The following is a 26,521-nucleotide window of genomic DNA, read 5'->3' as shown; positions in this document are numbered from 1 at the left end:
GCCGTGCGTCCCTTAGTGGACGGCCCGGTCCTCGCCCTCCCAGTAGGGGGCGCGCAGCTCGCGCTTGAGGATCTTGCCGGTCGGGTTGCGCGGGATCTCGTCGCGCACCTCGACCGAGGTCGGGCACTTGAAGTGCGCGAGGCGCTCGCGGCAGTACTCGATGACCGCCTGCTCGGACAGGTCCGCCGAGGCGACGACGATGGCCTTCGGCGTCTCGCCCCACTTCTCGTGCGGGACGCCGATCACCGCGCAGTCGGTGATCTCCGGGTGGCTCATCAGCACGTTCTCGACCTCGGCGGGGTAGATGTTCTCCCCACCCGAGATGATCATGTCCTTCACCCGGTCGTGCATGTAGAGATAGCCGTCCTCGTCCAGGTAGCCGACGTCGCCGGTGCGGAACCAGCCGCCGTCCAGCAGCGCGGTGGACGTCGCGTCGGGCATCCCCCAGTAGCCCTGCATATTCTGCGGGGTGCGGCACAGGATCTCGCCGACCTGCCCGGTCGGCTGGTCGTCGCCCGTGGCCGGATCGACGATCCTGAGCTCGGTGACCGCGTTGGGCAGGCCCGCGCTGCGCAGCCGGTGCGTGTTCGGACCGTCCGGGTCGTGGTCCTCGGGCGGCAGCATGGTGATCGCGCCGGTCGTCTCCGTCAGGCCGTAGACCTGCATGAACCCGCTGTTCGGCAGCATCCGCATGGCGCCGCGCAGGACGTCCTCGCTGATCGGCGACGCGCCGTAGATCATCAGCTCGAGGCTGGACAGGTCGGCCTCGGCCACCTCGGGGATCAGCTGCATGAACTGCAGCAGCACCGGGACGAGGAAGATGTGCGTGACCCGGTTCGCCTCGATCGCGCGGGCGATCAGCGTCGGGTCGGGCTCCCGCGCGATGACGCCGGTGATGCCCTCGTGCACGGCGCACACCGTGAGGACGTTGCCCGCGACGTGGTACATCGGCATCGCGACCATGAGGACGCTCGACTCGTCGACGTCCCAGGCGTCCTTCACCATCGGCAGCCCGGACAGGAAGTTGTCGTGCGTGAGCATCACGCCCTTGGGCAGGCCCGTGGTGCCCGACGAGTAGAGCTGGACGAACACGTCGGACGTCGCGATCTCGGTGTCCGGCGCCGTCTCGGGCGCGGCGTCCATCCACGCCGCGTAGTCGAGGTGGGCGTGCCCGTCCTCGCCGCCGATGACGATCATGTGCGTGGTGTGCTCGAGCTTGCCCGCCACGGCGTCCAGCACCGGGACGAACTCGGGCCCGACGATGAACACCTTCGCGCGCGCGTTGTTGACGATGTAGGCGACCTCGTCGGGCGCCAGCCGGTAGTTCACCGGGACCTGCACGGCGGCGATCCGCGCCGCCCCGAAGAGCTGCTCGGCGTATTCGAGCGAGTTCTTGTCGAGGATGGCGACCCGGTCCCCGCGGCCGACCCCGGCGCCCGCGAGCGCCGCCGCGGCCCGGTCGACGCGCCGGTCGAAGTCGGCGTAGCTGATCCGCGTGTCGCCCGCGATGTAGGCGATGCGGTCGGGGTGCGAGCTCGCGCGCTCCCGCAACTTCTCGGTCAGACCAGGCACGACACGTCCTTTCGCCGATAACCGCACACTTACTGCGCAATCATGCGGTCATCGGACCGCCGGCGGCAAGGGACCGGTGTCCCGGTTCCTATCCGTTTCTGGACATCTTCGACACCACCGTCACGGCGAGTACGACGACCACCGCGACGAGCCCGATGAAGAAGAAGAACTTGAGCATCGACAGGATGGCGCCGACGACGGTGAAGAGCAGCCAGACCGCCAGGACGACGCCGAGGATCATCAGAATTGTTCGGCCCATACCACCAAGGTAGGCGGAGCCGCCGACACCCGCATCACCCTGGAGGACGACCTCGCCCCCGAGATCGGCTCAGGGACGGACCCCGATCCGGACCGGCTCACGGGTCACGCGCCGGGCTGCGGCCCTCCGGGTGCCGGCGGCGGGTCGATCGGCTGCCCCGGCGCCCATCCCGACGCTCCCGGCGCGGGCGGCTGTCCGTAGGCGGGCGGCTGCCCCGCGACGGGCGCCCCCGGCGCCCCGGGCGCCCCGTACGGCGGCTGCCCCGGCATGGGCTGGCCGGGCATGGGCTGGCCGGGCATGGGCTGGCCGGGCATGGGCTGGCCGGGGACGGGCTGGCCCGGCATGGGCTGGCCCGGGTGCCCGAACGGCTGACCGGGGCCGCCCGGACCGCCCGGGCCGGACGGTCGGCTCGTCCCGCGGCTCGCGGTCGTCAGCACCTTCACCAGCGCGAGTCCCCCCGCCACCACCGAAGCGAGCAGCTCGTAGAGCATGAACCTCACCGACGCGGGCTGCATGAGGTCGCCGAGCGGGCCCGTGCCCGGGAAGTGCCCGTGCCACACGATGATGCTCAGGTAGGCGCCGATCCGGACGCCCACCTCCACCGCCACGAACGCCGCGATCGCCGCACCGATCGGTGCCAGCGGACCGCGCGGACGGGTGAACAGCAGCATCCCACCGACGACCAGCCCGACGATGAAGCACTCGATCAGGAAATAGGTCGTCGACATGCGGAACTCGAGCGTGGCGATCGACCGGTGGTTCCGGATGATCGTGAGCACGACCGCGGCGGCGGTGGCGAGGGCGCCCCCGACCATGATGAGCGCGAAGACCACGCCGTTGGAGGTCGCGGAGCGAGTTTGCGGCATTCGGCCATTAAAGCGTCGATCGTCGCCGAGTGTGAACCCCGCGTCCCGTTCGGTCAACGACTCCTTACAGAGTGGAGACGCGCGGGGTGTACCGGGTGATGACCGGCCAGGAAGCCCGTACCGTGGCCGCGTGACATGCGCGCTAGCCCGCCGGGCGGTGACCCGATGACGGCCCCGGGCCGCATCCTGGTCGTGGACGACGACCCCACGGTGGCGGAGGTCGTGGCCCGGTACCTCACCCGGGACGGGCACGAGGTGACCTGCGTCGCGGACGGCCGCACGGCGCTGCGCCGCGCCCTCGACCGCCCGCCGGACCTGATCGTCCTCGACCTGATGCTGCCCGGGATGAGCGGGCTCGACGTGTGCCGGCGGCTGCGCGCGTCTTCGGCCGTCCCCATCGTGATGCTCACCGCGCTCGGCGCCGAGACCGACCGGCTCGCCGGGCTGGAGCTCGGCGCCGACGACTACGTGACCAAGCCGTTCAGCCCGCGCGAGCTGGCGCTCCGGGTGAAGTCGGTGCTGCGCCGGTCGCGCGGCTCGGTCGTCCCGACGGGCCCGGACGGGCCGTTCCGCGACGGCGACCTGATCGTGGACGTCGCCGCGCACGAGGCGGGGCTGCGCGGCGAACCGCTCGCGCTCACCGCCCGCGAGTTCGACCTGCTGGCGTTCCTGGTCCGCCATCCGCGCCGCGCCTTCACCCGCGACGAGCTGCTGCAGCAGGTGTGGGACTGGTCGTTCGGGGACGCCTCGACGGTCACCGTCCACGTCCGGCGGCTCCGGGAGAAGATCGAGGACGACCCGACCGCGCCCCGCCGGATCGTCACGGTCTGGGGCGTCGGCTACCGCTACGAGCCCGCCGAGGCGGTGGCCGGCGCATGATCCCCTTCGCCGACCTGCTCCTCGTCGTCGGCTACGCGACGCTCGCCGCCGTCGTCGTGGCGGCCGTCGCGCTCGGCGCGCTGCACGCCCTGCGCGGACGGTCCGTGGCGACGCAGCTCGTCGTGGTCAGCGCGGCGACCGTCCTGGCGATGATCTGCGGCATCCTCGTGATCTCGCTGCTGATGCTGATCAACGACCACGACCGGTCGGTCGTGCTCGCGGTGGTGGCGTCCGCGGGCCTGGTCGCGATGGCCGTCTCGCTGCTGCTCGGCCGCCGGCTCGTCGCCGCGAACCGCGCGCTGGTCGAGGCCGTCCGCGCGGACCGGTTCCGGCCACCGACGGCCCGGCTCCCCGCGGAACTGGCCGAGCTGTCCCGCGAACTGGACGCCGCGTACGACCGGCTCGCGGCCGCGCACGAGCGCGAGCAGGCCCTCGAAGCCAGCCGCCGGGAGCTGGTCGCGTGGGTCAGCCACGACCTGCGGACCCCGCTCGCCGGGCTCCGCGCGATGGCGGAGGCCCTCGAGGACGAGATCGTCGACGACGACGCGACCGTCCGCCGCTACCACTCCCGCATCCGGATCGAGGCCGAACGGCTCACCGAGATGGTGGACGACCTGTTCGAGCTGTCGCGCATCCACGCGGGCGCGCTCCGGCTGACCCGCAGCCACGTCGGACTCGCCGACCTCGTCGCCGAGACGGTCGCCGGCACCGAGGCCCTCGCCCGCGCCAAGGGCGTCCGCCTGCACGGCGACGTGCGCAGCGCCCAGCCCGTCCAGGTCGACACCGGGGAACTGGGCCGCGCGCTGCGCAACCTGGTGGTGAACGCGATCCGGCACACGCCGGGCGAGGGCACCGTGCAGATCGTCGGCGAGGTCGACGGCGGGGAGGCGCGGGTGACCGTCGCGGACGCCTGCGGCGGCATCCCCGAGGACGACCTGCCGCGCGTCTTCGACGTCGCGTTCCGCGGCGAGGCGGCGCGCAGCCCCGGCGGCGGCGCCGGCCTCGGCCTCGCCATCGCCCGCGGCATCGTCGAGGCCCACGCCGGCCGCATCGGCGTCGCCAACGACGGCCCCGGCTGCCGCTTCGAGATAAGAGTTCCCATCTGATTGCCAGGCCCTCGGCGTCAGGGGCGGCGGTCAGCCGTGGACGGCTTCGGTCATCGCGCGGACGGTGGGGCAGGGCCAGCGGGCCATGCAGGCGCGGCAGCGGCGGATGGGACGGTCGGGGTCGCTGGTGATGCCGCCCGCCTCCTGGGGACGGTGCAGGTCGAGCAGCCGCAGCGCCAGTTCGGCGAACGCGAGGACCTCGTCGCGGGCGCCCGAGATGAAGGCGAGGTCCTCGCGGGACAGGCGCGCCTTCACCGACACGAAGCCGTCCCGGTTCACCAGCCGGGTGAGGTGCCCCGTGGACGAGCGCCAGGACGTCGCCTTCGCGGAGCGTGCGCGGATCGTCTCCAGACGTTCGCGAAGCAGGGCCTCGCGCTCTTCGGCCGTCATCTCCGGCACCCCCAATGCTCGACCGCGCGCGGCGGCGGCGCCGTCCGCTTGCTCAGGTCCAGCGTCCCCCAAACGGGGGTGCGCCGAGGGGCGAACGGCGAAGATCGCGGTCCCGAACATGGGTGCAAACAACCCATTACCGTGCGTAGTTCGCAAAGGGTGCGGGCGGGTCGGGAGGGGCGACACGCCCGGACGCCCCCATGTCATAGGGGACTCGGCGAACCGTCTGGCCCCCCGGCCTTCGGCGAGATAGTGTGCCGAACGTGGAGCTAAACGTCTCGACCGCGTCTCAAGGGGGTCACGCCGTCGTCACGGCGACCGGCGAGCTCGACCTGTACACCGCGCCCAGGCTGCAGGCCGCGCTCGCGGGCCTGCTGCGCGATCGCGTCGACCAGATCACGGTCGACATGAGCGGCATCGAGTTCTGCGACTCGACCGGCATGAACGTGCTGCTGTCGGCCATGAAACGGCTCAAGGAGCACGGCGGCTCGCTCGAACTCGCCGCGCCGCGCCCGGCCGTGAAGCGGATCCTGCAGGTCACCGGGCTCGACAGCGTGTTCACCGTGACCGAGGCCGCGCCCGCCATGGACGCCGGCTGACCCGACCGATCCGACACCAGACCCGACCACCGAACGGCACGCCGGAACATCGGACGAACCGCCGACCGATCCGGCCCGAGCGTGCGGCGCGCGCACTACGATCGCCGGTATGCAGGACGTAGCGGTGATCATTCCGGCCAAGGACGAAGCCGACCGCATCGCCGACACCGTCGAGGCGGCCCGCGAACTTCCGGGCGCCGACCTCGTCGTGGTCGTCGACGACGGATCGTCCGACGGAACCGCCACGGCGGCGGAACGGGCCGGGGCGCGCGTCGTGCGGCACGGCCGCAACCGCGGCAAGGGCGCCGCGATGGAGAGCGGCGCCGAGGCCGTCAAACTGCTCGAGGACGGCCGCGAGGAAGCGCGCCACCTGCTGTTCCTCGACGCCGACCTCGCCGGGACCGCGCGCGAGGCGGCGCCGCTCGTCGAGCCCGTCCGGCGCGGCGAGGCCGACATGTCCATCGCGACGTTCTCGACCACCGTCAAGCTCGGCGGCCACGGCATCGTCGTGCGGGTGTCCCGCGAGGGCATCCGCCGCGCCACCGGGTGGGAGGCCACCCAGCCGCTGAACGGGCAGCGCTGCCTCACCCGTCCCGCGTTCGAGGCGGCCCGGCCGCTCGCCGCCGGATTCGGCGTCGAGACCGCCCTCACCATCGACCTGCTGCGCAAGGGCTTCCGGGTGACGGAGGTGGAGGTGCCGCTCGCGCACCGCGCCACCGGCACCGACTGGCGCGCGCAGGCCCACCGCGCCCGGCAGCTCCGGGACGTGGCGCGCGCCCTGGCCGTCCGCGACCCCGCGGTGGCCGGGCGGCTGGCCCGGGTGCGCGGCCACCGCCCGTGACCCGCCCGGCTCCGGCCGGCCTCGGGGGCTGCGGGCTCGCCGCCGCCGGCGCGAGCGCGCTCTGCTTCCTCGCGACGGCCCTGCTGGGGCCGTCCGCGTTCCAGCCCGCGCTGCCCGGAGCCGCCGCCGAACCCCCTTACGCCTTCGCCGCCGACCCGTCGCCGTACCTGGTGACGGGCCTGGTCGTCGCGGGCATCGTCCTCGGCGCGGCCGGGCTCGGCTGCTGCTTCGCCGCCGCGCGCCGCGGCTGGACCGTCCGTCCGCTGCCGCTCGTCTGGACGGGCCTCGCGGTGGCCGCCGCGTTCGCGTTCGTCCCGCCCGTCGGGTCCAGCGACCACCTGAACTACGCGTCGTACGGGCGGATGGCGGCCACCGGCCACGCCCCGTACACCACCACCGCCGCGGACGTCCCGCACGACCCGGTGATCGGCGCCGCCGAGGAGTGGCGGACGACGCCCAGCGTGTACGGGCCGATCACGACCGGCGGGCAGGCGTTCGCGTCGTGGATCGGCGGCGACTCGGTGAAGCTGACCGTGTTCGCGCTGTCCGCCGTCAACGTCGCGGCGTTCGCACTGACCGCGTGGATCCTCTACAAGACGTCCCGTACGCGCGCGCGCCGCCTGCGTACCGCACTGCTGTGGACGTGCAATCCGCTGTTGCTCTACCACCTAATCTCGGGCGGGCACAACGACGTCCTGGCCATCGCCCCCATGGTCGCCGCGCTCGCCGTGTTCACCGGACACGGCTGGGGACGGGCCCTGGCCGCGGGCGCGCTGACCGGTGCGGGCGCAGCGATCAAGCTGCCCGCGGCGCTCGTCGGCGGCGGCCCCGCGTGGCGCCTGCTGCGCGACCCGCACGCCCGGCTCCGCCTCCTCGCCCTGTTCGGCAGCGCGGGCGCCGCCGTCGCCGCCGCGTACGCGCTCGCCGGCCCGCACGCCCTCGACCAGATCAACCGGGCCAGCGACATGGTGTCGTTCGCGACCCCCTGGCACCTGCTGGACGACGCCATGGGCCGCGGCTCCAACCGCGACCTCATCAAACTCGGGGTGCTGGTGCTGGCCGTGACGCTGTTCGCGCTGCTCGTCCGGGCCCTGCCGGGCGACGGCGACACCGAGCACACCCGCGTCTCCACGGCGCTCGTCCTCGCCTGGCTCCTTGCCGCACCCTACGAACTGCCCTGGTACGACGGGTTCGGGTGGGCGCTCCTGGCCCTGCTGCCCTGGACGCGCATCGACTGGATCCTGCTCGCCCACACCACCGCGCTCAGCTTCGCCTACCTGCCCGCGCGCGCGCCGGAACTCACCGGAATGCCGGACGACCTGTCGTGGCTCTTCACGATCGTTCGGCCGACGGTCGTCCCGTGGACTCTCGTGGCGGTTCTTCTGGCCCTGGTGATTCTCTGCCTGCGTTCAGGTCGATCTCCAGCGACCGCAGCCCCGCCGCGAGCATCAGCGGCGTCGCGAGGCTGACCGCGACCGACAGGATCACCACGCCGGAATCGTTCACCAGCATCCCGATCAGCCCGACCGCCAGCGCGCAGATCACCGCCGGACGCATCGTCGGGCTGTGCTCGTAGGCCCGGCCCAGCAGCGACACCCGCCACCGCGTCGGCCGCACCAGCACGAAGAACAGGAAGATCACCGCCGCGATCAGCGCCACCGTGTACGCCCAGTACCCGAGGCTGCCGATCATCGCGTTGAACTTGCGGACCACGACGCCCCACGCCTCGCCGGCCACCAGGTCCTGCCAGAAACGCCCCAGATGCGTCGGATTCTCGCTCTGCGCGTTCCAGTACGAGATGCCCAGCACCACCACGGCGCCCGCCGCGCAGAACAGCCCCAGCCGCACCGGCGACACCCGCCGGCCCGTCACCAGCATCCCCAGCATCGCGAACGCCGGCACCATCGCCAGCACCCCGCCGAAGTCGCTGCCCCACGCCGGAAGCCCGTCCACCGCGACCGCCGCCACGCCGATGACCGCCACCGTGCCCGCCGCGACCGCCTTGCGGTTCCGCCGCAGCGGGAACTCCGTCAGCCACGCCGCCGTCAGGATCGTCGCCACCGCGAACAGCGCGAACGCCTGGTTGCCGAACCCGTAGAACCGTCCGGCGATCAGCGCCGTGTACCCCATCAACGTGTTCAGCTGCAGGTTCGACCCGGTCATCACGTCCAGCGCCAGCACCAGCGCCGTCACCGCCGTGATCACCAGGCCGGGCAGCACCACCGACCGGCGCCACGGCCCCGCCAGCGCGACGCCCGTCAGCAGCGCCCCGAACCCCAGCACCGTGATGACCAGCATCACCGTCGGATTCGGCGCCCGCCACCACGGCAGCAGCCCCGTCAGGAACGTCGCCGCCGGAACCGCGCCGCCGAACAGCGCGATCACCCGCGTCCCGCCCAGGATCCGCGACCGCGACCGCCGGTCCCCGCCCAGCCGCCGCAGCGCCAGCGCCGCCGCCCCGTACGCGACGAGCTGCGCCGCGAACAGCACCCAGTAGAACGACGTCTGCACGGCGCTGATCCCCTGCGCCGCCACGTCGTCGTCGTCGAACCCCTCGACCCGCTCGGCCGCCGTGTCCTCCGACGGCTCCGCCGTCCACGCCGACCCCACCGCGGCGTCCGGCCGCTCCAGCCCCAGCTCCTCCAGCGCGGTCGCCGTCAGGTCCGTGAGCGTCACGAGCCCCCGCTGCCGGGTCGCGCTCGACGTCAGGTACCCCCCGCCGTACTCCGCACCCGTCGCGGCCGCCACATGCAGGTGCGGGTCGCCGCTCGCGTCCGCGAGCCCCGCCAGCAGCACGGTCGTCCCGTCCGGGACGCTCGCCAGCACCTGCCCGACCCGCCGGTCCGCCGCGGCGACCGCCGCGACCCGCGCGTCCGCGCCCGGCTCGGCCTGCTCGCCGTCCGCGTCCACCCCCGCGTCCACGTACGCGCGGAACACGTCGTCCACCGCGACCGCCGACACCGGGCACGACCAGTCCCGCACCTCGCCGGGCGTCCCGGCGTACCGGTCGACGCGCCCGTTCCCGTCGGCCAGGCCGAACACCGCGCCCGGCCCCACCGCCAGCGTGCAGCCCCCCGCCGCGTGCACCGCGTCGCCCAGCAGCCCCACCCGCGCGTGGTAGCCGGTCCCCGCGTTGTCCTTCGCGATCGCCTGCCAGCCCGGCGCGACCGCCCCACCCTCCGGCGTCCGGCCCGGCGTCGCCGGAAGCCCGCAGTTCCCGTCCGGCAACCGCGCGCGCTGCCCCGCCGACACCGACAGCCACCCGTCCGTCGGGCACGTCAGCCGCCGCGTCGTCCGCACGCTCAGCGCCGCGCCCGAACCGTCCTCGACCATGCCCCACAGCGCCGGAGTGTTCTCCCGGTCGACGTCGCTCCACAGCAGTCCCGGAACCCCGACGACGACGACGCGTCCCTCGGGCTCCGCCTCCGCCGCGGGCGCGAACAGGACCGAGAGCCCCGCGACCGCCGCGGCGAGAACCGCGAGCAGCACACCGACCCTCGCCCCCCGCTGCATCATGGCGGCCAGGTTATAGCGTTTTGTGCAAGGCCCTCGGCGTCAGGCCCCGGGGGCCTTCCTTCAACGGGCCTTGCGGTGCGATTGCTGCTGTGTTGGAGTGCACCGCCCTTGGCGTCAGGCTGCGGGGCGGCCTTCCTTCAACGGGCGCTGCGTGCGATCGCTGCATCGCTTCGACTCGCCCAGGGGGCTCGCTGCGCGATCAGGTTCTCGCGTGTTTGTTTGCAAGGCCCTTGGCGTCAGGCCCCGGGGGGCCTTCCTTCAACGGGCCTTGCGGTGCGATCGCTGCATCGCTTCGACTCGCCCAAGGGGCTCGCTGCGCGATCAAGTTCTTGCTTCGCTCGAACTTGGCTTCGCTCGCGATCGCAGTGGTGCCGGTCCGCTGTGGTCGGGGAGTGGGCTGAGGGGGGTCGGGGGTCGGTCGGGGGCGGTCGGCGGGGGATGTAATCAAATTAGACTCGGCGGGATGTGGGCCAAGGAATCTCGGTCGGTGCGGGGCAGGTCGGCCGATCTGCTGATCGTGCTGGCCGGGATCGCCGTCGCGGCGGTCGCGGTGGCGCCGATCGCGTCGCACTGGCTCACCAACCCGCCCGACCAGCGGCTCGTCGACCTCGAGGTCTACCGGGAGGGCGGGCGGGCCGTGCTGCGGGGCGCGCCGCTGTACGACGTGCTCACGCAGCCGCCGCAGTTCCTCCCGTTCACCTACCCGCCGTTCGCCGCCGTGCTCGCGGTCCCGTTCACGCTGCTGCCGTGGGACGTGGCGCAGCCGGTGTGGACGGCGCTGATCTACGCGGCGCTCGTCCTCGTGGTCCGCTACTCGTTCCGCGACCTGATCCGGCGCGCGGGCCGGTGGTCGCCGCTGGCGACCGGCGCGCTCGTCGGGGCGGCGGCGTGGATCCTGCCCGATCGCGACCAGATCCGGTTCGGGCAGGTCGGGCTGTTCCTGCTCGCGATGTGCCTGGCCGACTGCTGCACCCGCTCGCCGCGCTGGCCGCGCGGCGTCCTCGTGGGGCTCGCCGTCGCGATCAAGCTGGTGCCGGGCGTCTTCCTCATCTACTTCCTGATCACCGGACGGTTCCGCGCCGCGGGCAACGCGATCATGACGGCGGTCGGGGCCACGCTGTTCGGTTTCATGCTGCTGCCGTCCGACTCGGCCGACTACTGGTTCGGCGCGCTGCTGCAGGGCGGCGACCGGACGGGCGCGATCGACGGCACGACGAACCAGGCGATCAACGGCATCGTCGCGCGCGTCCTGCCGGAGAGCACGTTCCGGACGGCCGTGTGGCTCGTCCTCACGGCCGCGACGGCCTACGTCGGCTTCATGCTCGCGCGCCGCGCCACCCGGACGGCCGACCTGCTGGGCGGGCCGCCGGCGCGGACGTTCGAGGGGACCGACCACCTCCCGGCCGCCGAGCGTCCGGCGTCCTACGGCCTCCTCCTCGGCGGGGTCGCGATCACCGGCCTCCTCTCCGTCCTGCTGTCCCCTGTCGGGTGGATTCACCACTTCGTCTGGATGATCCCGGTCATCGGGGCTTTGGTGGGCGACGGGCGAGACACGCGAAGATGTCTTTTCGGCGCGGCGGCATGGTTCTACTTCCTGTGGCCGCTGCCCTGGTGGGGCGCCCGGATGATCGGTCCCGAACACGGATATGTCACGGAATTCTTCGGCCGGGTGATCCAGGATCTGTTCGGTCTGGCCGCCGTCGCGTCCATCATCCTGATCGGCCGCTGGCTCGTCGACAGAGTGCTACGCGACGATCACCGTGAGGATCCTTCGCAGAAGCGGGTCGAGGTGGGTACGCTCACCTCGTGATGATGGTCACGGTGGCCGTCGCCGGCCTGGTCGCAGGGGTGGTGGGCCTCTCCATCGCGGTGGTGGCCCACAACCGGGTGAACCAGGTCGTCGACGAATGCGGGCACATGCTGCGGCGGCAGCTCCAGGTAGCCGGCGGCACGGTGGACGAGTGCGCGCTGCGCGACCTCGCCATCGTGCATTACGACGCGCTCAAGGAGATGACGGGACGGCGCTCCTTCTCCCTCGCGCTGCTCAACGCCGTCGGCGACGGCGTCGTCATCAGCTCCATCAACGGACGCACCGAGACGCGCACGTACGCCAAGGCCGTCCAGGCCGGGCAGCCCGTCGAGCGGCTCTCCCCCGAGGAGAACCAGGCCCTGCGCGCCGCCCGCCTCGGCAAGGGCCCGGTCGTCTCGATGGACGACCCGCTCGCCGACTTCGGCGACGAGGACCGCACGTCCACCCGCACCTGACGGCAAGTAGAATCGTCTCTCGCGCCACGCCCACGCCAGGCGTGCCATCCACACCACCGTCGGGGGACCTCGTGACCGCAGCCACCGGGCCGGAACGCTACGCCTACCTGGGGCCGAGCGGCACGTTCACCGAGGCGGCGCTGCTGTCGGTCCCGGGCGCCGCGGGCGCCGAACGCGTCCCGTACGCGACCGTCCCGGCCGTCCTGGACGCCCTGCGCAGCGGCGACGCCGACGCCGCGGTCGTCGCGCTGGAGAACTCCGTCGAGGGCTCGGTCCCCACGACGCTCGACGAACTCGCCACCGGCGAACCCCTGCAGATCGTCGGCGAGATCCACATCCCCGTGACGTTCGCGCTGCTCGTCCGCCGGGGCACCGCGATCGAGGACATCAAGTCCGTCGCCTCGCACCCCATCGCCCAGCCGCAGTGCCGCCGCTGGCTCGCCGGCAACGTCCCGGACGCCGAATGGCACGCCGCGACGTCGAACGCCGAGGCCGCCCAGCGCGTCGCGGACGGTCACTACGACGCGGCCCTCGCCGGCTCGTTCGCCGCCGCCCGCTACGGCCTGACCGTCCTCGCCGACGACATCCACGACATCGCCGACGCCGTCACCCGCTTCGTCATCCTGCGCCGCCCCTGCTCCCCGCCCGACCCCACCGGCACCGACCGCACGACGGTCGTCGCGTTCATCGGCGAGGACCACCCCGGCGCCCTCCTGGAGATCCTCACCGAGTTCTCCGTCCGCGGCATCAACCTGACGCTCATCCAGTCCCGGCCCACCGGAGCGGGCCTCGGCTCGTACCTCTTCTGGATGGACTTCGAGGGCCACGTCCGCGACGCCCGCGTCGGCGAGGCCCTGATGGGCCTGCGCCGCATCTGCGCCGACGTCCGCTACGTGGGCTCGTACCCCCGCGCCGACCGCGTCCGTCCGGAGATCCGCCGCGGCACCCACGACGACGACTACACCGCGGCCGCCGCCTGGCTCACCGCCATCGGCGGCACCCCGCCCGCGACGCCCTGACCTCCCTCGTCCGGATGGACGTGCGGTAAAGGACGGACGAACAGTCGACCGGGCGGGAGCGCGCTCACGGGGCCGTGTCCGGGCGACGCACCAGCGTGGAAGCGGGTCCGCCGGGTTCGGGCCGTGAAACAGGCCCCGAAGAGTGTCCCGAACGTTATTCGCCCGGCGGGCAACCAAGATCGTCCGCCCGGCGTCCTCCACTCGACCCCCATTCTCAGTGGAGAGATCGCCCTTGCGTAGATCGAGACTCGCAGCAGCATTCCTCGCCGTCGCCATGTCATCGACGGCGCTCCTCGTCCCCGGAACGGCCCGGGCGGACGTCACGGACGTGAGCGCGTCCGTCGAGTTCGACAGACTCTCGCCCGACCGCGTCGCCACGATCACCCTTGAGGCCAAGTCCGAGAGCGGGATCACCGACGTCGAGGCGTCCCTGGAAAACAGCCATCTGCCCGATGTGACGACACCGATCGGAACGCTGCCGCTCGCCCTCGTCGACGGAACCGTGAACGACGGCACCTGGCGGGCGGAGTACGAGGTCGACATCGAGACCCATCCGGGGTTCATCGGGTTCGACGTCGCGGTGACGACGGCGGACGGCGCCACGCTGACCCGCCAGGCCGGTATCGGCAGCTGCTACCAAGGCCAGTTCGCCGACCTCACGACGACGCCCGCGATCGTCGACCCCGACGAACGGGGCGTCGAGGTGAAGGGGCGCCTTCTCGTCCGGAAGACCCAAGGGGCAGACCCGGAGCCCGCTCCCCAGGGAGTCGAGATCAGAACCCTCGGGGACACCTCGGCGCGGGTGGCGGCGGACGGCTCGTTCACGCTCACCAGTCCGTCCACGGTGACGAGGATCCACGTTCCGGCCGGCCAGGTGGTGTGCAACCTCGCCGACGACGCGCCCGAAGCCGACTACTCGGAGAAGCCGACGGAGATCTCCGCATCGATCGTCACTCCGCAGCCCGTCGCGGCGGGTACCGAGGTCACGGTAGAGGGGATCGTTCGCCGAGAAGGCGCCAACGGGTTCGAGCCCTTGAACAACATGACCGTCGCCGGATACACCACCTTCAGCAAGGATCGCGAAGTTCGAGTCGCCGAGGTGGATTCGGCCGAGGACGGGACCTTCCGGTTCAGCTTCACCGCGCGTGCGTCCGGTCCTGTGCTGGTCCAGACCGAGGACACGTCCTTCCTGACAAGGAGCCGGACCTCGGCGGGAAGGCTGTCCGTCACGGGAGCCCCGGAGTTCGCCGGCTTCACCGCCGTTTCGCAGCCCGGCGCGCCAGGGGCGAGCGAGGACACGGTCATCGCGACCGGACGTCTCGTCAATGGCGACGCCCCGATTCCAGGTGAGCGGATCTACCTGGAGCGGAGCGGTGAGGACCAGCTGTTCTGGACGGAGGAGGCCACCGGCGTCACCGCCGAGGACGGCTCATTCTCGCTGAGCACCGGGACCCGGTCGAGCCACTACTGGAGGGTGCGCTCGGAGGGGAGCGACGGCAACGCCTCGACCATGAGCGTCGGTACGTACGTCAAGGTGCGCCAGGCGACGCATGCGAGCGTCACCGCGGAGCCGGGCGCCGACGGGCTCGTCACCCTCACCGGGAGCCTGGAGCGTTCGGGAGACGCAGGCGGGCCGGTGAGCGAGCGTCCCGTCCACTTCTATTTCCAGCCCGAAGGGGAGGCGACCTGGGTGCACCGGGGGTGGCCACCACCGACGCCGAGGGCGCCTTCACCGGGGAGTTCACCGAGCACCGGGACGGCGGCTGGACGGTCTGGTTCTGGGGCGACGACGAGTACATCGCGGCCAACGCCCCCGTCAGCACGGTGGACATCCGGCCCGACTTCGAGACGACGTTCTCCGGGTTCGGTGCCTCGCCGACGCCGGTGGCGTCGGGTGACCCGGTCACGGTGAGCGGGACGCTGAGCCGGTTCAAGGACGAGAGCGATCCCGAGGCCGCCGCGAACCTGCCCGTGCACGTGTACTTCATGCCCGCGGGCTCGTCGACGTGGACGGAGGTCGCGGTGACCCGCACGGGTACCGACGGCGCGTTCGAGAAGTCCTTCACCGCGAACGAGGACGGGTACTGGACGGCGTGGTTCTGGGGTGACGGAGACCATGCGAAGAGCAACTCGGCCACCGTGCACGTAGACGTGCGGTGACCGTCGCCGGGCGGGGCGCCGTGGACGAACGGAGCCCCGCCCGGCCCGCCCCGGGCAACAGTGACCCGAACGTGATTCGCCTGGGGCCAACCAAGATCGTCTGATGGGCGTCCTCACTGGGCCAGCAGCCAGTGGAAAGGTCGCCCTTGCTCAGATCAAGAATCTCGGCCGCGATCGTCGCCGTCATCATGGCGACGTCGGCCTTGCTCATCCCCGGAACGGCCCAGGCCGACGTCACGGACGTTGGCCTGACCGCCGAGTTCGACAACCTCTCGGCCGACCGCATCGCCACGGTCACCCTCAAGGCCAAGTCCGAGAGCGGCATCACCGACGTCCGGGCGACGCTTCAGAGGCGTGTGGACGGTGCCATGACGGACTTCGGGACTTTGTCGTTGCCGCAGGTCGACGGCACGGCGAACGACGGTACGTGGAAGGCCGAGTACCGGCCCGACATTCAGGAGCATCCCGGGCACATATGGTTCGAGGTGGAGATCACGTCGGCGGACGGTGCCACGCTGACCCGCACGACCAGCATCGACAACTGCTACGAGACCGAGTTCGCCGATCTCACCACCACCCCCGAGGCCGTCGATCTCGACAATCTCGAGATCACGATCCGGGGACGGCTCCTGATGCGCAAGACCCGGGAGTCGGGGCTCGAACCGGCCGTGGGAGCCACCGTCCGGGGCGTCAGCGAGGCTTCGGCCCAGACGGCGGCGGACGGGTCGTTCGAACTCGAGGTGCCCTTGCCCAGCACGGGGGTCCACGTGCGCAGCGGGACACCGCTGTGCTCCGCGGGTGCCAAGGCGCCCGTTCCGGAGACCGTGAAGCAGTACACGGAGTTGACCGCGCGGATCGTCACTCCGCAGCCGGTGGTCGTGGGCAACCCGGTCACCCTGGAGGGACGTCTGGAGCGGCGGGCCGCCGACGGCCTCCGTCCCGTGGGCGAGGAGTGGGTGTGGCTGGACGCGCGCGTCGGCGGCACCGCGGTGCATCTCCCGGATCCCGTGCGTACGGCAGCGGACGGAACGTTCCGGTTGCAGTTCACGGCCGAGCAGGCCGGCATCGTGATCCTCTCGTGGGACGGTGACGAGTACCTGCACCAGACGCAGGAGATCGCGGGGGAGCTGGCGGTTCGACAGGGTGCCCAGATCACCGAGTTGTCCGTTCCCGGCAAGCCCGCTCCCTACGGGGAGACGATGCGTGCGACCGGACGTCTGGTCAAGGACGGAACGCCCGTCCGGAACGGTCTGGTGCAGCTCGAGTTCGCGCAGTACGAAGCATCGGCGTTCACCGTGGCCGCGACCGGCCGGACCTCGACGAACGGTGCCTTCTCCCTCGGAGTCCGAGCCACGAAGAGCGGGTACTGGCGCGTCCGGCACCTGGACTCCGCCGGGGTCACGCTGGCCATCAGCAAGGTCCTCCAAGTCGATGTGAAGTACAAGCTGCAGATGAACGACCTCACCGTGCGGCAGACCGGTACGGGCGGGACGGTCACGGTGAGCGGGGAGCTTGTTCGGTTCGAGGACGCGGCGGTACCGGCCGACCACGAGATGGTCGTCGTCTACTTCATGCCCAAGGGCGGCTCGACCTGGGACTACCAGGGGTACGTCGCAACCGGAGACGACGGGAGCTTCGAGACCTCGTTCACGGCGACCGGCGACGGATACTGGACGGCGGCCTCGTGGGAGGACGCCGACCACCTGGACTCCAACGCCCCGATCGTCTACGCGGACGTCACCGTCCAGTACGCCACCGAGATCACCGACTTCAACGTGACCCCGAAGATCGTGGCGGCGGGCGAGACGATCACCGTCAGCGGTCGGCTGACGAGGTCGTCCGGCGGCGACGAGCCGGCTCCGCTCGCGAACAAGCCGATCTACCTCTACTTCATGCCCTCCATGGAATGGAAGCAGATGGCGGTCGTCACGACGGACGCCGACGGCCGGTTCGAGACGTCCTTCACAGCGAGCGAGGGCGGGTACTGGACGGCCTGGTTCTGGGGTGACGACCTGCATGCGAAGTCCAACCCCTGGGTCAAGTCCGTAGACGTGCAGTAGCGGGACGGGCGGCTCCCGCGTTCCGGCGGGGGCCGCCCGTCCCTTGTCAGGTGATCAGCCACTGACAGCGATGGAAGGTCGCCCTTGCGTAGGTCGAGATTCACAAGCATCCTGGCCGCCGCCCTGATGGCGGCGTCTACCCTCCTCGTCCCCGGAACGGCCCGGGCGGACGTCACGGACGTGAGCGCGTCCGTCGAGTTCGACAGACTCTCGCCCGACCGCGTCGCCACGATCACCCTTGAGGCGAAGTCCGAGAGCGGGATCACCGGCGTCCACGCCGACGTCGAGTACTGGACCGAGAACGCGTGGGTCCCCGTCGGGGGGCTGCCGTTCACCCGTGTCGACGGCACGGCGAACGACGGAACCTGGAAAGCCGAGTATCAGGCCGCCGCCCATCCCGGACCCACCAAGATCCTTGTCCAGATCAAGTCGGCGGACGGGGAGACGCTTACCCATCTCACCGGGTTTCCCAACTGCTACGAACCGATCTTCGCCGACGTCACCGCGACACCCGAGAGGGTCGACTTCGACGATCGGGAAGTCACGATCCGCGGGCGTTTGCTGATGCGCGAGACTCGGGACTCCGAGCCCGTACCCGCTCCCGGCATCACCATCGTGGGCGACGACTCCACGGTTCGGACGGCGGCGGACGGATCCTTCGAGTTCACTTTCGGTTCCTACGTTCCCTACGGCCACGACGTGGGTGTGGCCTCGATGCAGCGCGTCTGCGGCGACACGCTCGAAGTGCCCTGGGTGACAATTCAACGACAACTGACGGACTTGTCCGCACAGATCGCCGTCCCTCGGCCGATCGAGCCCGGCGCCGAGGTGGCGGTGACGGGGAGACTCGTACGACGCGCCGCCGCCGGCTCCGTGCCGGTGGGGGACGCTCCCGTGGAGATTCGGCTCGATGGCCGCCCGATTCCGGACGTCCCGGAGCCGGTCCGCACGGCTGCGGACGGGACGTACCGGTTCGAGTTCCCTGCGAACCGGGTCGGCACCGTGAGCGTGCGGTACGACGGTGATTCCTACCTCTCTGGCGGCAGAGCGAAAGCGGGCTACCTGTCCGTGCAAGGGGACGCCCGGATCGCCGACTTGCGGTACGAATCCAACCCCGTCGTCCACGGGGGTACGCTCCGCGTGACCGGGCGCCTGGCCGACACCGAGGGGCCGATCGCGAACGGCGGGATGCGTCTGGAGTATTCGAACCATCCTGAGCAACACTGGCGCACGGTCACCGAAGGCCGGACCGGGACGGACGGGTCGTTCTCCCTCGAGGCCGGCAACGTCACCGAGGACGGCTACTGGCGTGTCTGGTACGCGGACGGTGACGGCAGGGTTCTGGCCGGGGGTCAGGTACAGCGGATCGATGTCGCTTACAAGACGCGGCTGGACCAGTTCAAGACGGAGACGGGGCCTGGAGGAACGGTCACGATCCGCGGGGACCTGGTGTGGTTCCGGGACGGGATGACGGGGACCCGGCCCGCGATCGGGAGCCCGATCTGGTTCTACTTCATGCCTGCGGGGTCGTCGACCTGGGAATACGTGGGAATCACGGATACCGACCGGTACGGCGAGTTCGAGAAGACGTTCACCTCGAACCGGGACGGCTACTGGACCGCGGTGCACTGGGAGGACCTCGAGTATCTGGCCTCCAACGCTCCCATCGCGTACGTGGACGTGACCGTCGTGTACGACACGCAGATCCAGAAGTTCGCCGCCTCGCCGAGCACGGTGGAGAAGGGCGGCGCGGTCACGGTCAATGGGCTGCTGCGCCGCTCCACGAACGGAGGCGCTCCGGCGGCCGTCCCGGGCAAGCCCGTCCACCTGTACTTCTTGCCGTCCGGCTCGACCGAGTGGAAGCAGATGGCGGTGGTCGAGACGGGCCGGGACGGGCGCTTCGAGAAGGCGTTCACCGCCGACCAGGACGGGAGTTGGACGGCGTGGTACTGGGGTGACGCCGCTCACGCGAGATCCAACTCGTCCATGGTGCGTGTGGACGTGCAGTAGAACGCGGGGTCCGCCCGGGTGGCACACTGCGCGGGTGGACTTTGACGCTTACGAACGGGAACTGTGGGCCGGGCGGGCTTCCGCGTACGAGCGGGGGTTCGCCCGGCTGACCGCGTACCTGGTGCGGCCGCTGCTGGACGCGGCGGGCGTCGCGGACGGTACGCGGACGCTCGACGTCGGGACGGGGCCGGGGATCGTGTCGGCGGAGGCGGTCCGGCGGGGCGCGAAGGTGTCGTCGATCGACGCGGATCCGGGCATGGCGGAGACGGCGCGCCGGAACGTGCCGGAGGCGGACGTGCGGGTCGCGGTGCTGCCGGACGTGCCGTTCCCGGACGGGACGTTCGAGGCGGTCGCGGGCAACTTCGTGATCAACCACGTGGCGGATCCGGGGGACGTGCTGGGACGGCTGCGGCGGGTGCTGCGGCCGGGCGGGCGGCTGGCGCTGAGCTGCTGGGCGATGCCGGGCACCGGGGCGCTCGGGGTGGTGCGGGAGGCGCTCGACCGGGCGGAGGTGCCGTGGCCGGACGACATGCCGGTGCAGCCGTTCGTGGAGCACGGGCAGCCCGTGCCGTTCCGGCGGCTGGTCGCCGGTGCGGGGTTCGGCCACGTCGCCGTGAAAGAGGTGACGTGGGAGCACGTTGTCGACCCGGACGAGTGGTGGGAACTCGGTGCGCTGGCGCGGATCGGCAGCAACGGGGTCGTGGTGGGACGGCAGGACGCGGCGACGGTCGCGCGGATCAAGGCCGCGTACGACGAGGTCATGGCCGGGTACCCGCGGCGGGACGGCGGTGTGGCGCTGCCGGCGCACGCGCTGCTGGCGGGCGGCGCGGCCTGAAAAAGGATCCGGGGGGCGCCGCGGGGGCGATAGCCTCGCAGTTGTGATTGACCTGCGAGCTCTTCGAGAGGACCCCGAGCGGCTGCGTGCTTCGCAGCGCGCGCGCGGGGAGGATGACGGCGTCGTCGACCGGCTGCTCGACCTGGACGGGAGGCGGCGTTCCGCCCTGACGTCCTTCGAGACGCTGCGGGCGGAGCAGAAGAGTTTCGGCAAGTCGGTGTCGCGGGCGTCCGGGGACGAGCGGGACGCGCTGCTGGCCCGCGCCAAGGAGCTGGCGCAGCAGGTCAAGGAGGCCGAGGGCGAGGCCGATCGGCTGGGTGAGGAGCTGGACGGGCTGCTGAAGGCGGTCCCGAACGTCATCGAGGACGGCGCCCCGGCCGGTGGCGAGCAGGACTTCGTGGTCCTGGAGCACATCGGGGAGCCCGCGGAGTTCGACTTCGAGCCGAAGGACCATCTGGAGCTCGGCGAGGCGCTCGGCGCGATCGACATGGAGCGCGGCGCGAAGGTGTCGGGCGCGCGGTTCTACTACCTGACGGGCGTCGGGGCGCGGCTGCAGTACGCGCTGCTGAACCTCGCGATGGAGCAGGCCGTCTCGAACGGGTTCGTCCCGATGTATCCGCCGGTGCTGGTGAAGCCGGACGCGATGGAGGGCACCGGCTTCCTGGGCGCGCACTCGGCCGAGGTGTACCACCTCGAAGAGGACGATCTCTATCTGGTGGGCACCTCGGAGGTGCCGCTGGCCGCGTACCACATGAACGAGATCATCGACGCGCTGCCGCGGCGGTACGCGGCGTGGTCGTCGTGCTTCCGGCGGGAGGCCGGAAGCTACGGCAAGGACACGCGGGGCATCATCCGCGTGCACCAGTTCGACAAGATCGAGATGTTCTCCTACTGCGACCCGGCGGACGCGCACGCGGAGCATCTGCGGCTGCTGGAGTGGGAGAAGGAGATGCTCGCCAAGGTCGAGATCCCGTACCGGGTGATCGACGTGGCGGCGGGCGACCTGGGCGCGAGCGCGGCCCGCAAGTACGACTGCGAGGCGTGGGTGCCGTCGCAGGGGACGTACCGCGAGGTGACGTCGACGTCGAACTGCACGGAGTTCCAGGCGCGCCGCCTGTCGGTCCGGCACAAGGACGCGGACGGCCGGAACCAGCCGGTCGCGACCCTGAACGGGACGCTCGCGACGACGCGCTGGATGGTCGCGATCCTGGAGAACCACCAGCGGGCGGACGGCTCGGTGCGGGTGCCCGAGGCGCTGCGCAAGTTCCTCGGGACGGACGTGCTGGAGCCCGTCGCGCGCTGACCGTCCGGCAACCGGTGGCCCGGGACGTCCGCGGACGTCCCGGGCCACCGGCGCGTGCGGGACGAACGAGGTAAAGGGCCACTCGCCGGACATGTGGGTTGTGCGGTCGCCTAAGGTGTGATTCAGCTGCACTGGAAGGTGACATGACCAAGCCCGCGCCCCGCGTTATCGCCACCGACCTCGACGGCACGATCGTCCGCTCCGACGGGCAGGTCTCGGCCCGGACGGTCGACGCCCTGGCCCGCGTCGAGCGCGCCGGGGCGCTGCTCGTCATGGTCACCGGACGGCCGCCGCGCTGGATGACCGAGATCGCCGCGGCGGTCGGGCATCACGGCGTCGCGATCTGCGCGAACGGGGCCGTCCTGTACGACCTGCACACCGAGACGGTGCTGCGGGCCCACGAGATCGCGCCCGACGTGCTCGCCGAGGTGGTCGGGCGGCTGCGGGGGGTGTCGCCGGAGCTGCGGTTCGCGGTCGAGTACCCGACGGGGTTCGTGTTCGACGCCCGCTACAGCCTGGGCCGCTGGGACGCGGCCGCGCTCGGCGGGCGCCCGGTCGACGACGCGGAGCTGGCGGCGCGGCCCGGCACGAAGCTGCTGGCCTTCCACCCGGACGCCGACCCGGACGTCCTCGCGGAGAAGGCCGGGCAGGCGGTCGGCGACCTGGTGACGGTGACGCACTCGTCCGGGCGGGGCCTGCTGGAGATGAGCGCGCGCGGGGTCACGAAGGCCACGGCGCTCGCCGAGTTCTGCGCGGAGCGCGGGGTGGACGCCGCCGACGTGGTCGCGTTCGGGGACATGCCGAACGACCTGCCGATGCTGGGCTGGGCGGGGACGTCGTACGGGGTGGCGAACGCGCACCCGATGGTCCTCGCGGCGGTCACGCACCGGACGTCCCGCAACGACGACGACGGTGTGGCCCAGGTGATCGAGCGCCTGTTCCCGTGAGAAGGGGGCCGCCCCCTCCGGGAGGGTGCGGCCCGCGCGTTCTCCAGCTACAGGTACGGGCCGGACGAGTGGCGCGTCCCGTGCGGCGGCTGCTCGTCCTCGGTGGGGGGCATCATCCCGGCGGGCAGGGCGCGGCGCATCTGCTCGAGCTGCGCGCGCGCCGCCATCTGCTGGGCGAACAGGGTCGTCTGGATGCCGTGGAAGAGGCCCTCCAGCCAGCCGACGAGCTGGGCCTGCGCGATCCGCAGTTCGGCCTCGCTCGGCACGCTCCCGGCGGTGAACGGGAGCGAGAGCCGCTCCAGCTCCTCGACGAGCTCGGGCGCCAGGCCGTCCTCGAGTTCCTTGATGGACGACTTGTGGATCTCGCGGAGCCGCGCGCGGCTGGCCTCGTCCAGCGGTGCGGCCTTCACCTCGTCGAGCAGCTGGCGGATCATGCCGCCGATCCGCATGACCTTCGCGGGCTGCTCCACCATCTCGGCGACCGACTTCTCGCCCTTCTCGGCGTCACCGCCCTCCAGGGCGATGCCGCCGGGGCCCACCACGAGAACCTGCGGCTCCTGTTCGGACTCGTTCTTCGAAGGCTCGCTCATATCCCCTCATCCTCACACGGTCAGCAGGATCTTGCCGACGTGTCCGCTCTCTTCGAGCAGCTCGTGCGCGCGCGCCGCGTCCGCCATGGGCACCCGCCGGTCGATCACCGGCCGGACGTCCCCGGACGCGATCAGCGGCCACACGTTCTCCCGCACGCCCGCGACGATCTCCGCCTTCTCCTCCACCGGACGCGAACGGAGCGTCGTGGGGTGCACCAGCGCGCGCTTGCGCAGCAGTTTGCCGATGTCCAGCTCGGCCTTCGTCCCGCCCTGCAGGCCGATGACCATCAACCGGCCGCCGACCGCGAGCGCGTCCACGTTCCGCGCCAGGTACTTGGCGCCGATCAGGTCGAGGATCACGTCGTACGGGCCGCTCTCGACGAAGTCGCCGGTGCGGTAGTTCACCGCGACGTCCGCGCCGAGCGCCCGGCACCGCTCGGCCTTCTCCTCGCTTCCCACGGTACATACGACCCGCGCGCCCCGTGCCTTCGCGAGCTGGATCGCGAGCGTCCCGATGCCGCTGCCGCCGCCGTGCGCGAGCAGCGTCTCCCCGGCCCGCAGCCGCCCCAGCATGAAGACGTTCGACCAGACGGTGGACGCGACCTCCGGCAGGCCCGCCGCGTCCACGACGTCCACGCCGGCCGGGATCGGGAGGACCTGCGCGGCGGGCACCGCGACCCGCTCCGCGTACCCCCCGCCCGCGAGCAGCGCGCACACCTCGTCGCCGGGCCGCGGCCACGCGACGCCGTCGCCGATCTCGACGACCCGTCCCGACACCTCCAGGCCCGGATACGGCGGCGCGCCCGGCGGCGGCGGGTAGAACCCGAGCCGCTGCATGACGTCGGCGCGGTTGACCGCGCTCGCCGCGACCTCGATCAGCACCTCGCCCGGTCCCGCGGCCGGATCGGGCACGGTCGTCCACTCCAGGACGTCCGGTTCTCCGGGCTCGCGGATCACGATCGCACGCATGCCCGCGAGTTTATTGCGGGTCGCGCCGTCGCTCGTCCGCGGGACGTCCGAGGGGGTTCGTGGACGTCCGCCGGACGTCTCCGGGACGTCCCGGAGACGTCCGGCGGACGCCTGCCGGACGGCTCGCCGTGTCCGGCGCCCCGGCGCTCCGGCCACACCGAGTCAAAGTCGATCTACGGAGGGGATGCGTGGTAATGACACGCGGGTAGGCTGTCCCGGGGGTCTCACGCCCACCCTGCTCCGGAGTGATCATCAGAGGTGCCGAGGGGAGAAACGGTGGCAAGGAACGAGCACGACGGGCGCTCCCTCGAGGAGCGGCTGGCCTCTCTGGACGCGATGAACGATGACGCGACGGGGCGGCCGTCGGGCTCGGCCGGCGAGCCCCCCGCGCAGCCCTCCGACCCCTCCGGGCAGCAGCCGGACGGCGCGGGCGAGCAGGCTCCCGGGCAGGTGCCGCAGGGCGGCGCGCCACCGCCCGAGCCGGTGGGCAACCCGTGGCTCGCGGCGCCCCCGGCCCTCCAGGACCCCCCGGCGTCCGGTGCCCCGCCGCAGGAGACGCAGGCGGACGGTCCGGTGCCGCCGCCCCCGGGCTTCCCCGGCTTCGGCGACCAGCAGCAGCCGCAGCAGCCGCAGCAGCAGCCCGCGCCGTACGACGGCGGGCCGATGCCGCAGCCGTTCGACGGCGGGATGCTGCCGCCGCCGTACCCGGGCGCGGGCTACCAGGGGTACGACCCGTCCCAGCTCCCGCCCCTCGACCCGGCCGGGCAGCAGCCGCAGCAGCCGCAGCAGCCGCAGCAGCAGGCGTACCAGCCGCAGCAGCCGTGGGAGATCGGGCAGTACCCCGCGCAGGACCCGAACGTCGCCGCCTCCCAGCCGTACCAGCCGGTCGACCCGGCCACCGGGCAGCCCTACCCGGTGGGGCCCGCGACCCCGCCGCCCTACCCCCAGGTCGACCCGGCCACCGGGCAGCCGTACCAGGTCGGCCCCGCGACCCCGCCGCCGTATCCGCAGGTCGACCCGAACACCGGGCGCCCGTACGACCCGAACGCGGCCGCGGCCCAGCCGTACCAGCCCGTGGACCCGAACACCGGGCAGCCCTACCCCCAGGTCGACCCCAACGCCGGACAGGCGTATCCCCAAGTCGATCCGAACACCGGGCAGCCGTATCCGCAGGTGGACCCGAACACCGGGCAGCCGTATCCCCAGGTCGACCCCAGCACCGGGCAGCCCTACGCGCCGATCGACCCCAACACCGGGCAGCCGATGCAGGGCTACGCCTACCCGCCCGGCTACCCGCAGCCGCAGCCGCAGCCGCAGGACGGCGAGGGGGCGGACAGCCTCAGCTCGGAGAACCTGCTCGGCGAGCGCCGCATCGCGCCGTCGTCCGGCTGGCGCCGCGCCGTCTACAAGGCCAGCGGCGGCAACATACACATGGGCGAGTCGCAGGGCGACCTGCGCCGCAAGGACCTCGTCGCCCGTGCCCGCACGCAGGTCGCGGGCGGGCACCACCGGGTGGCGGTGATGTCGCTGAAGGGCGGGGTCGGCAAGACGACCACCACGACCGGCCTCGGCTCGATGCTCGGCTCGCTGCGCGGCGACACCGTCATCGCGGTCGACGCGAACCCCGACCGCGGCACGCTGTCCGACAAGGTCCGGCTGGAGACGGCCGCCACGGTCCGCGACCTGCTGAACAGCCGCGACAAGATCCACCGGTACGCGGACGTGCGCGCGTTCACCTCGCAGAACCAGGCGCGGCTCGAGGTCCTCGCGTCCGACCGCGACCCGGCCGTCAGCGAGGCGTTCAGCGCCGACGACTACGCCGCCGCCGCCGCGATCCTGGAGCAGTTCTACTCGATCTGCATCACCGACTGCGGCACCGGGCTCCTGCACTCCGCCATGGCGGGCGTGCTCAGCCTCGCCGACCAGCTCGTCCTGGTCAGCTCCCCGTCGGTCGACGGCGCCCGGTCCGCGAGCGCGACCCTCGACTGGCTGGAGGCGCACGACCACGGCCACCTGGTCCGCAACGGCGTCGTCGTCCTGTCGATGGTCCGCAACCGCACCCGCAGCCAGGTCGACCTCGACAAGCTCCAGGCGCACTTCGAGAGCCGCTGCCGCGCGGTCGTCCGCATCCCCTACGACGACCACCTCGAGGAGGGCGCCGAGGTCGAGCTGGAGCAGCTCGCCCCGCCGACCCGCGAGGCCTACCTCAACCTCGCGGCCGTCGTCGGCGACGGCTTCGCCTTCCGCCGCCCCGACAACGAACCCCAGGCCTGACGCCCGGACGGGCGGCGACTCCCGAGACTGGCGCGCGCCGCCGCGCCCGCCTCGGGCCGTC

Annotated in this window: 22 protein-coding genes; 16 read left to right on the top strand and 6 right to left on the bottom strand. The window is 72.1% G+C overall.

Annotation, left to right across the window (positions count from 1 at the left end):
- Positions 1–12 precede the first annotated feature (12 nt).
- The 3 genes from F7P10_RS19720 to F7P10_RS19715 all read right to left on the bottom strand — a co-directional run bounded on the left by F7P10_RS19720 (position 13) and on the right by F7P10_RS19715 (position 2,697).
- Positions 13–1,572: a long-chain-fatty-acid--CoA ligase gene (locus F7P10_RS19720; RefSeq protein ID WP_151010870.1), complete on the bottom strand. Its 1,560-nt coding sequence runs from the start codon at positions 1,570–1,572 to the stop codon at positions 13–15.
- An 88-nt stretch (positions 1,573–1,660) separates the two neighbouring features.
- Positions 1,661–1,831, bottom strand: coding sequence for a hypothetical protein (locus tag F7P10_RS42490; protein ID WP_176611568.1), 171 nt, complete (start codon positions 1,829–1,831; stop codon positions 1,661–1,663).
- A gap of 104 nt (positions 1,832–1,935) precedes the next feature.
- Positions 1,936–2,697: a hypothetical protein gene (locus F7P10_RS19715; RefSeq protein WP_151010868.1), complete on the bottom strand. Its 762-nt coding sequence runs from the start codon at positions 2,695–2,697 to the stop codon at positions 1,936–1,938.
- 165 nt (positions 2,698–2,862) lie between these two features.
- On the opposite strand from F7P10_RS19715, the gene F7P10_RS19710 reads away from it, so the two are divergent.
- Together F7P10_RS19710 and F7P10_RS19705 are read left to right on the top strand one after the other, a co-directional pair.
- On the top strand, positions 2,863–3,576 hold the full coding sequence (locus F7P10_RS19710) for a response regulator transcription factor (protein ID WP_151010866.1): 714 nt from the start codon (positions 2,863–2,865) through the stop codon (positions 3,574–3,576).
- Positions 3,573–4,682 (top strand): sensor histidine kinase KdpD, encoded by a 1,110-nt coding sequence (locus F7P10_RS19705; RefSeq protein WP_151010864.1) that lies wholly within the window; start codon positions 3,573–3,575, stop codon positions 4,680–4,682. The genes F7P10_RS19710 and F7P10_RS19705 overlap by 4 nt, the downstream gene beginning before the upstream one ends.
- 30 nt (positions 4,683–4,712) lie before the next feature.
- Here F7P10_RS19705 and F7P10_RS19700 read toward each other — a convergent pair whose 3' ends face one another.
- The gene (locus tag F7P10_RS19700) at positions 4,713–5,072 is read right to left on the bottom strand and encodes a hypothetical protein (protein WP_151010862.1); all 360 of its coding nucleotides are present in this window, start codon (positions 5,070–5,072) and stop codon (positions 4,713–4,715) included.
- A gap of 263 nt (positions 5,073–5,335) precedes the next feature.
- Here F7P10_RS19700 and F7P10_RS19695 point away from each other — a divergent pair, with 263 nt between their 5' ends.
- The 13 genes from F7P10_RS19695 (at position 5,336) to F7P10_RS19645 (ending at position 22,627) form a co-directional block, all read left to right on the top strand.
- A complete protein-coding gene (locus tag F7P10_RS19695) occupies positions 5,336–5,671 on the top strand; it encodes an STAS domain-containing protein (protein ID WP_151010860.1) in 336 nt (111 codons plus the stop codon).
- Positions 5,672–5,780: 109 nt separating this feature from the next.
- Positions 5,781–6,512 (top strand): glycosyltransferase family 2 protein, encoded by a 732-nt coding sequence (locus F7P10_RS19690; RefSeq protein WP_151010858.1) that lies wholly within the window; start codon positions 5,781–5,783, stop codon positions 6,510–6,512.
- The gene (gene mptB / locus F7P10_RS42485; RefSeq protein WP_176611567.1) at positions 6,509–7,981 is read left to right on the top strand and encodes a polyprenol phosphomannose-dependent alpha 1,6 mannosyltransferase MptB; all 1,473 of its coding nucleotides are present in this window, start codon (positions 6,509–6,511) and stop codon (positions 7,979–7,981) included. The genes F7P10_RS19690 and mptB overlap by 4 nt, the downstream gene beginning before the upstream one ends.
- A 2,534-nt stretch (positions 7,982–10,515) precedes the next feature.
- On the top strand, positions 10,516–11,838 hold the full coding sequence (locus F7P10_RS19680) for a glycosyltransferase 87 family protein (RefSeq protein ID WP_254716704.1): 1,323 nt from the start codon (positions 10,516–10,518) through the stop codon (positions 11,836–11,838).
- Positions 11,838–12,293 carry a DUF4446 family protein gene (locus tag F7P10_RS19675; protein ID WP_151018157.1) on the top strand — a complete coding sequence of 152 codons (456 nt, stop codon included), beginning with the start codon at positions 11,838–11,840 and terminating at the stop codon, positions 12,291–12,293. The genes F7P10_RS19680 and F7P10_RS19675 overlap by 1 nt, the downstream gene beginning before the upstream one ends.
- A gap of 71 nt (positions 12,294–12,364) precedes the next feature.
- On the top strand, positions 12,365–13,312 hold the full coding sequence (gene pheA, locus F7P10_RS19670) for a prephenate dehydratase (RefSeq protein WP_151010852.1): 948 nt from the start codon (positions 12,365–12,367) through the stop codon (positions 13,310–13,312).
- A gap of 274 nt (positions 13,313–13,586) precedes the next feature.
- Complete coding sequence (locus F7P10_RS19665; protein WP_151010850.1) at positions 13,587–15,224, top strand: hypothetical protein; 1,638 nt, start codon at positions 13,587–13,589, stop codon at positions 15,222–15,224.
- On the top strand, positions 15,221–15,472 hold the full coding sequence (locus tag F7P10_RS42480) for a hypothetical protein (protein ID WP_176611566.1): 252 nt from the start codon (positions 15,221–15,223) through the stop codon (positions 15,470–15,472). Before F7P10_RS19665 ends, F7P10_RS42480 begins: the two co-directional genes overlap by 4 nt.
- 146 nt (positions 15,473–15,618) lie before the next feature.
- Positions 15,619–17,532, top strand: coding sequence for a hypothetical protein (locus F7P10_RS19660; RefSeq protein WP_151010848.1), 1,914 nt, complete (start codon positions 15,619–15,621; stop codon positions 17,530–17,532).
- Between the two features lie 126 nt (positions 17,533–17,658).
- Positions 17,659–19,542 (top strand): hypothetical protein, encoded by a 1,884-nt coding sequence (locus tag F7P10_RS42475; RefSeq protein WP_176611565.1) that lies wholly within the window; start codon positions 17,659–17,661, stop codon positions 19,540–19,542.
- Positions 19,543–19,576: 34 nt separating this feature from the next.
- Entirely contained in the window at positions 19,577–20,377 is an 801-nt protein-coding gene (locus F7P10_RS19655; RefSeq protein WP_176611564.1) for a class I SAM-dependent methyltransferase, read from the top strand.
- 43 nt (positions 20,378–20,420) lie between these two features.
- A complete protein-coding gene (gene serS / locus F7P10_RS19650) occupies positions 20,421–21,680 on the top strand; it encodes a serine--tRNA ligase (RefSeq protein WP_151010844.1) in 1,260 nt (419 codons plus the stop codon).
- Positions 21,681–21,823: 143 nt separating this feature from the next.
- Entirely contained in the window at positions 21,824–22,627 is an 804-nt protein-coding gene (locus F7P10_RS19645; RefSeq protein ID WP_151010842.1) for an HAD family hydrolase, read from the top strand.
- A gap of 47 nt (positions 22,628–22,674) precedes the next feature.
- Here the strand turns inward: F7P10_RS19645 and F7P10_RS19640 are convergent, their stop codons facing one another.
- Both F7P10_RS19640 and F7P10_RS19635 read right to left on the bottom strand, forming a co-directional pair.
- The gene (locus F7P10_RS19640; protein WP_151010840.1) at positions 22,675–23,217 is read right to left on the bottom strand and encodes a bacterial proteasome activator family protein; all 543 of its coding nucleotides are present in this window, start codon (positions 23,215–23,217) and stop codon (positions 22,675–22,677) included.
- A 12-nt stretch (positions 23,218–23,229) separates the two neighbouring features.
- Entirely contained in the window at positions 23,230–24,186 is a 957-nt protein-coding gene (locus F7P10_RS19635) for an NAD(P)H-quinone oxidoreductase (protein WP_151010838.1), read from the bottom strand.
- 276 nt (positions 24,187–24,462) lie between these two features.
- On the opposite strand from F7P10_RS19635, the gene F7P10_RS44490 reads away from it, so the two are divergent.
- The gene (locus F7P10_RS44490) at positions 24,463–26,460 is read left to right on the top strand and encodes a MinD/ParA family protein (protein ID WP_254716703.1); all 1,998 of its coding nucleotides are present in this window, start codon (positions 24,463–24,465) and stop codon (positions 26,458–26,460) included.
- Positions 26,461–26,521: the final 61 nt, after the last annotated feature.

The sequence above is a fragment of the Actinomadura sp. WMMB 499 genome, from assembly GCF_008824145.1.
GTDB lineage: Bacteria > Actinomycetota > Actinomycetes > Streptosporangiales > Streptosporangiaceae > Spirillospora.
This window is presented reverse-complemented; position numbering and strand designations above follow the sequence as displayed.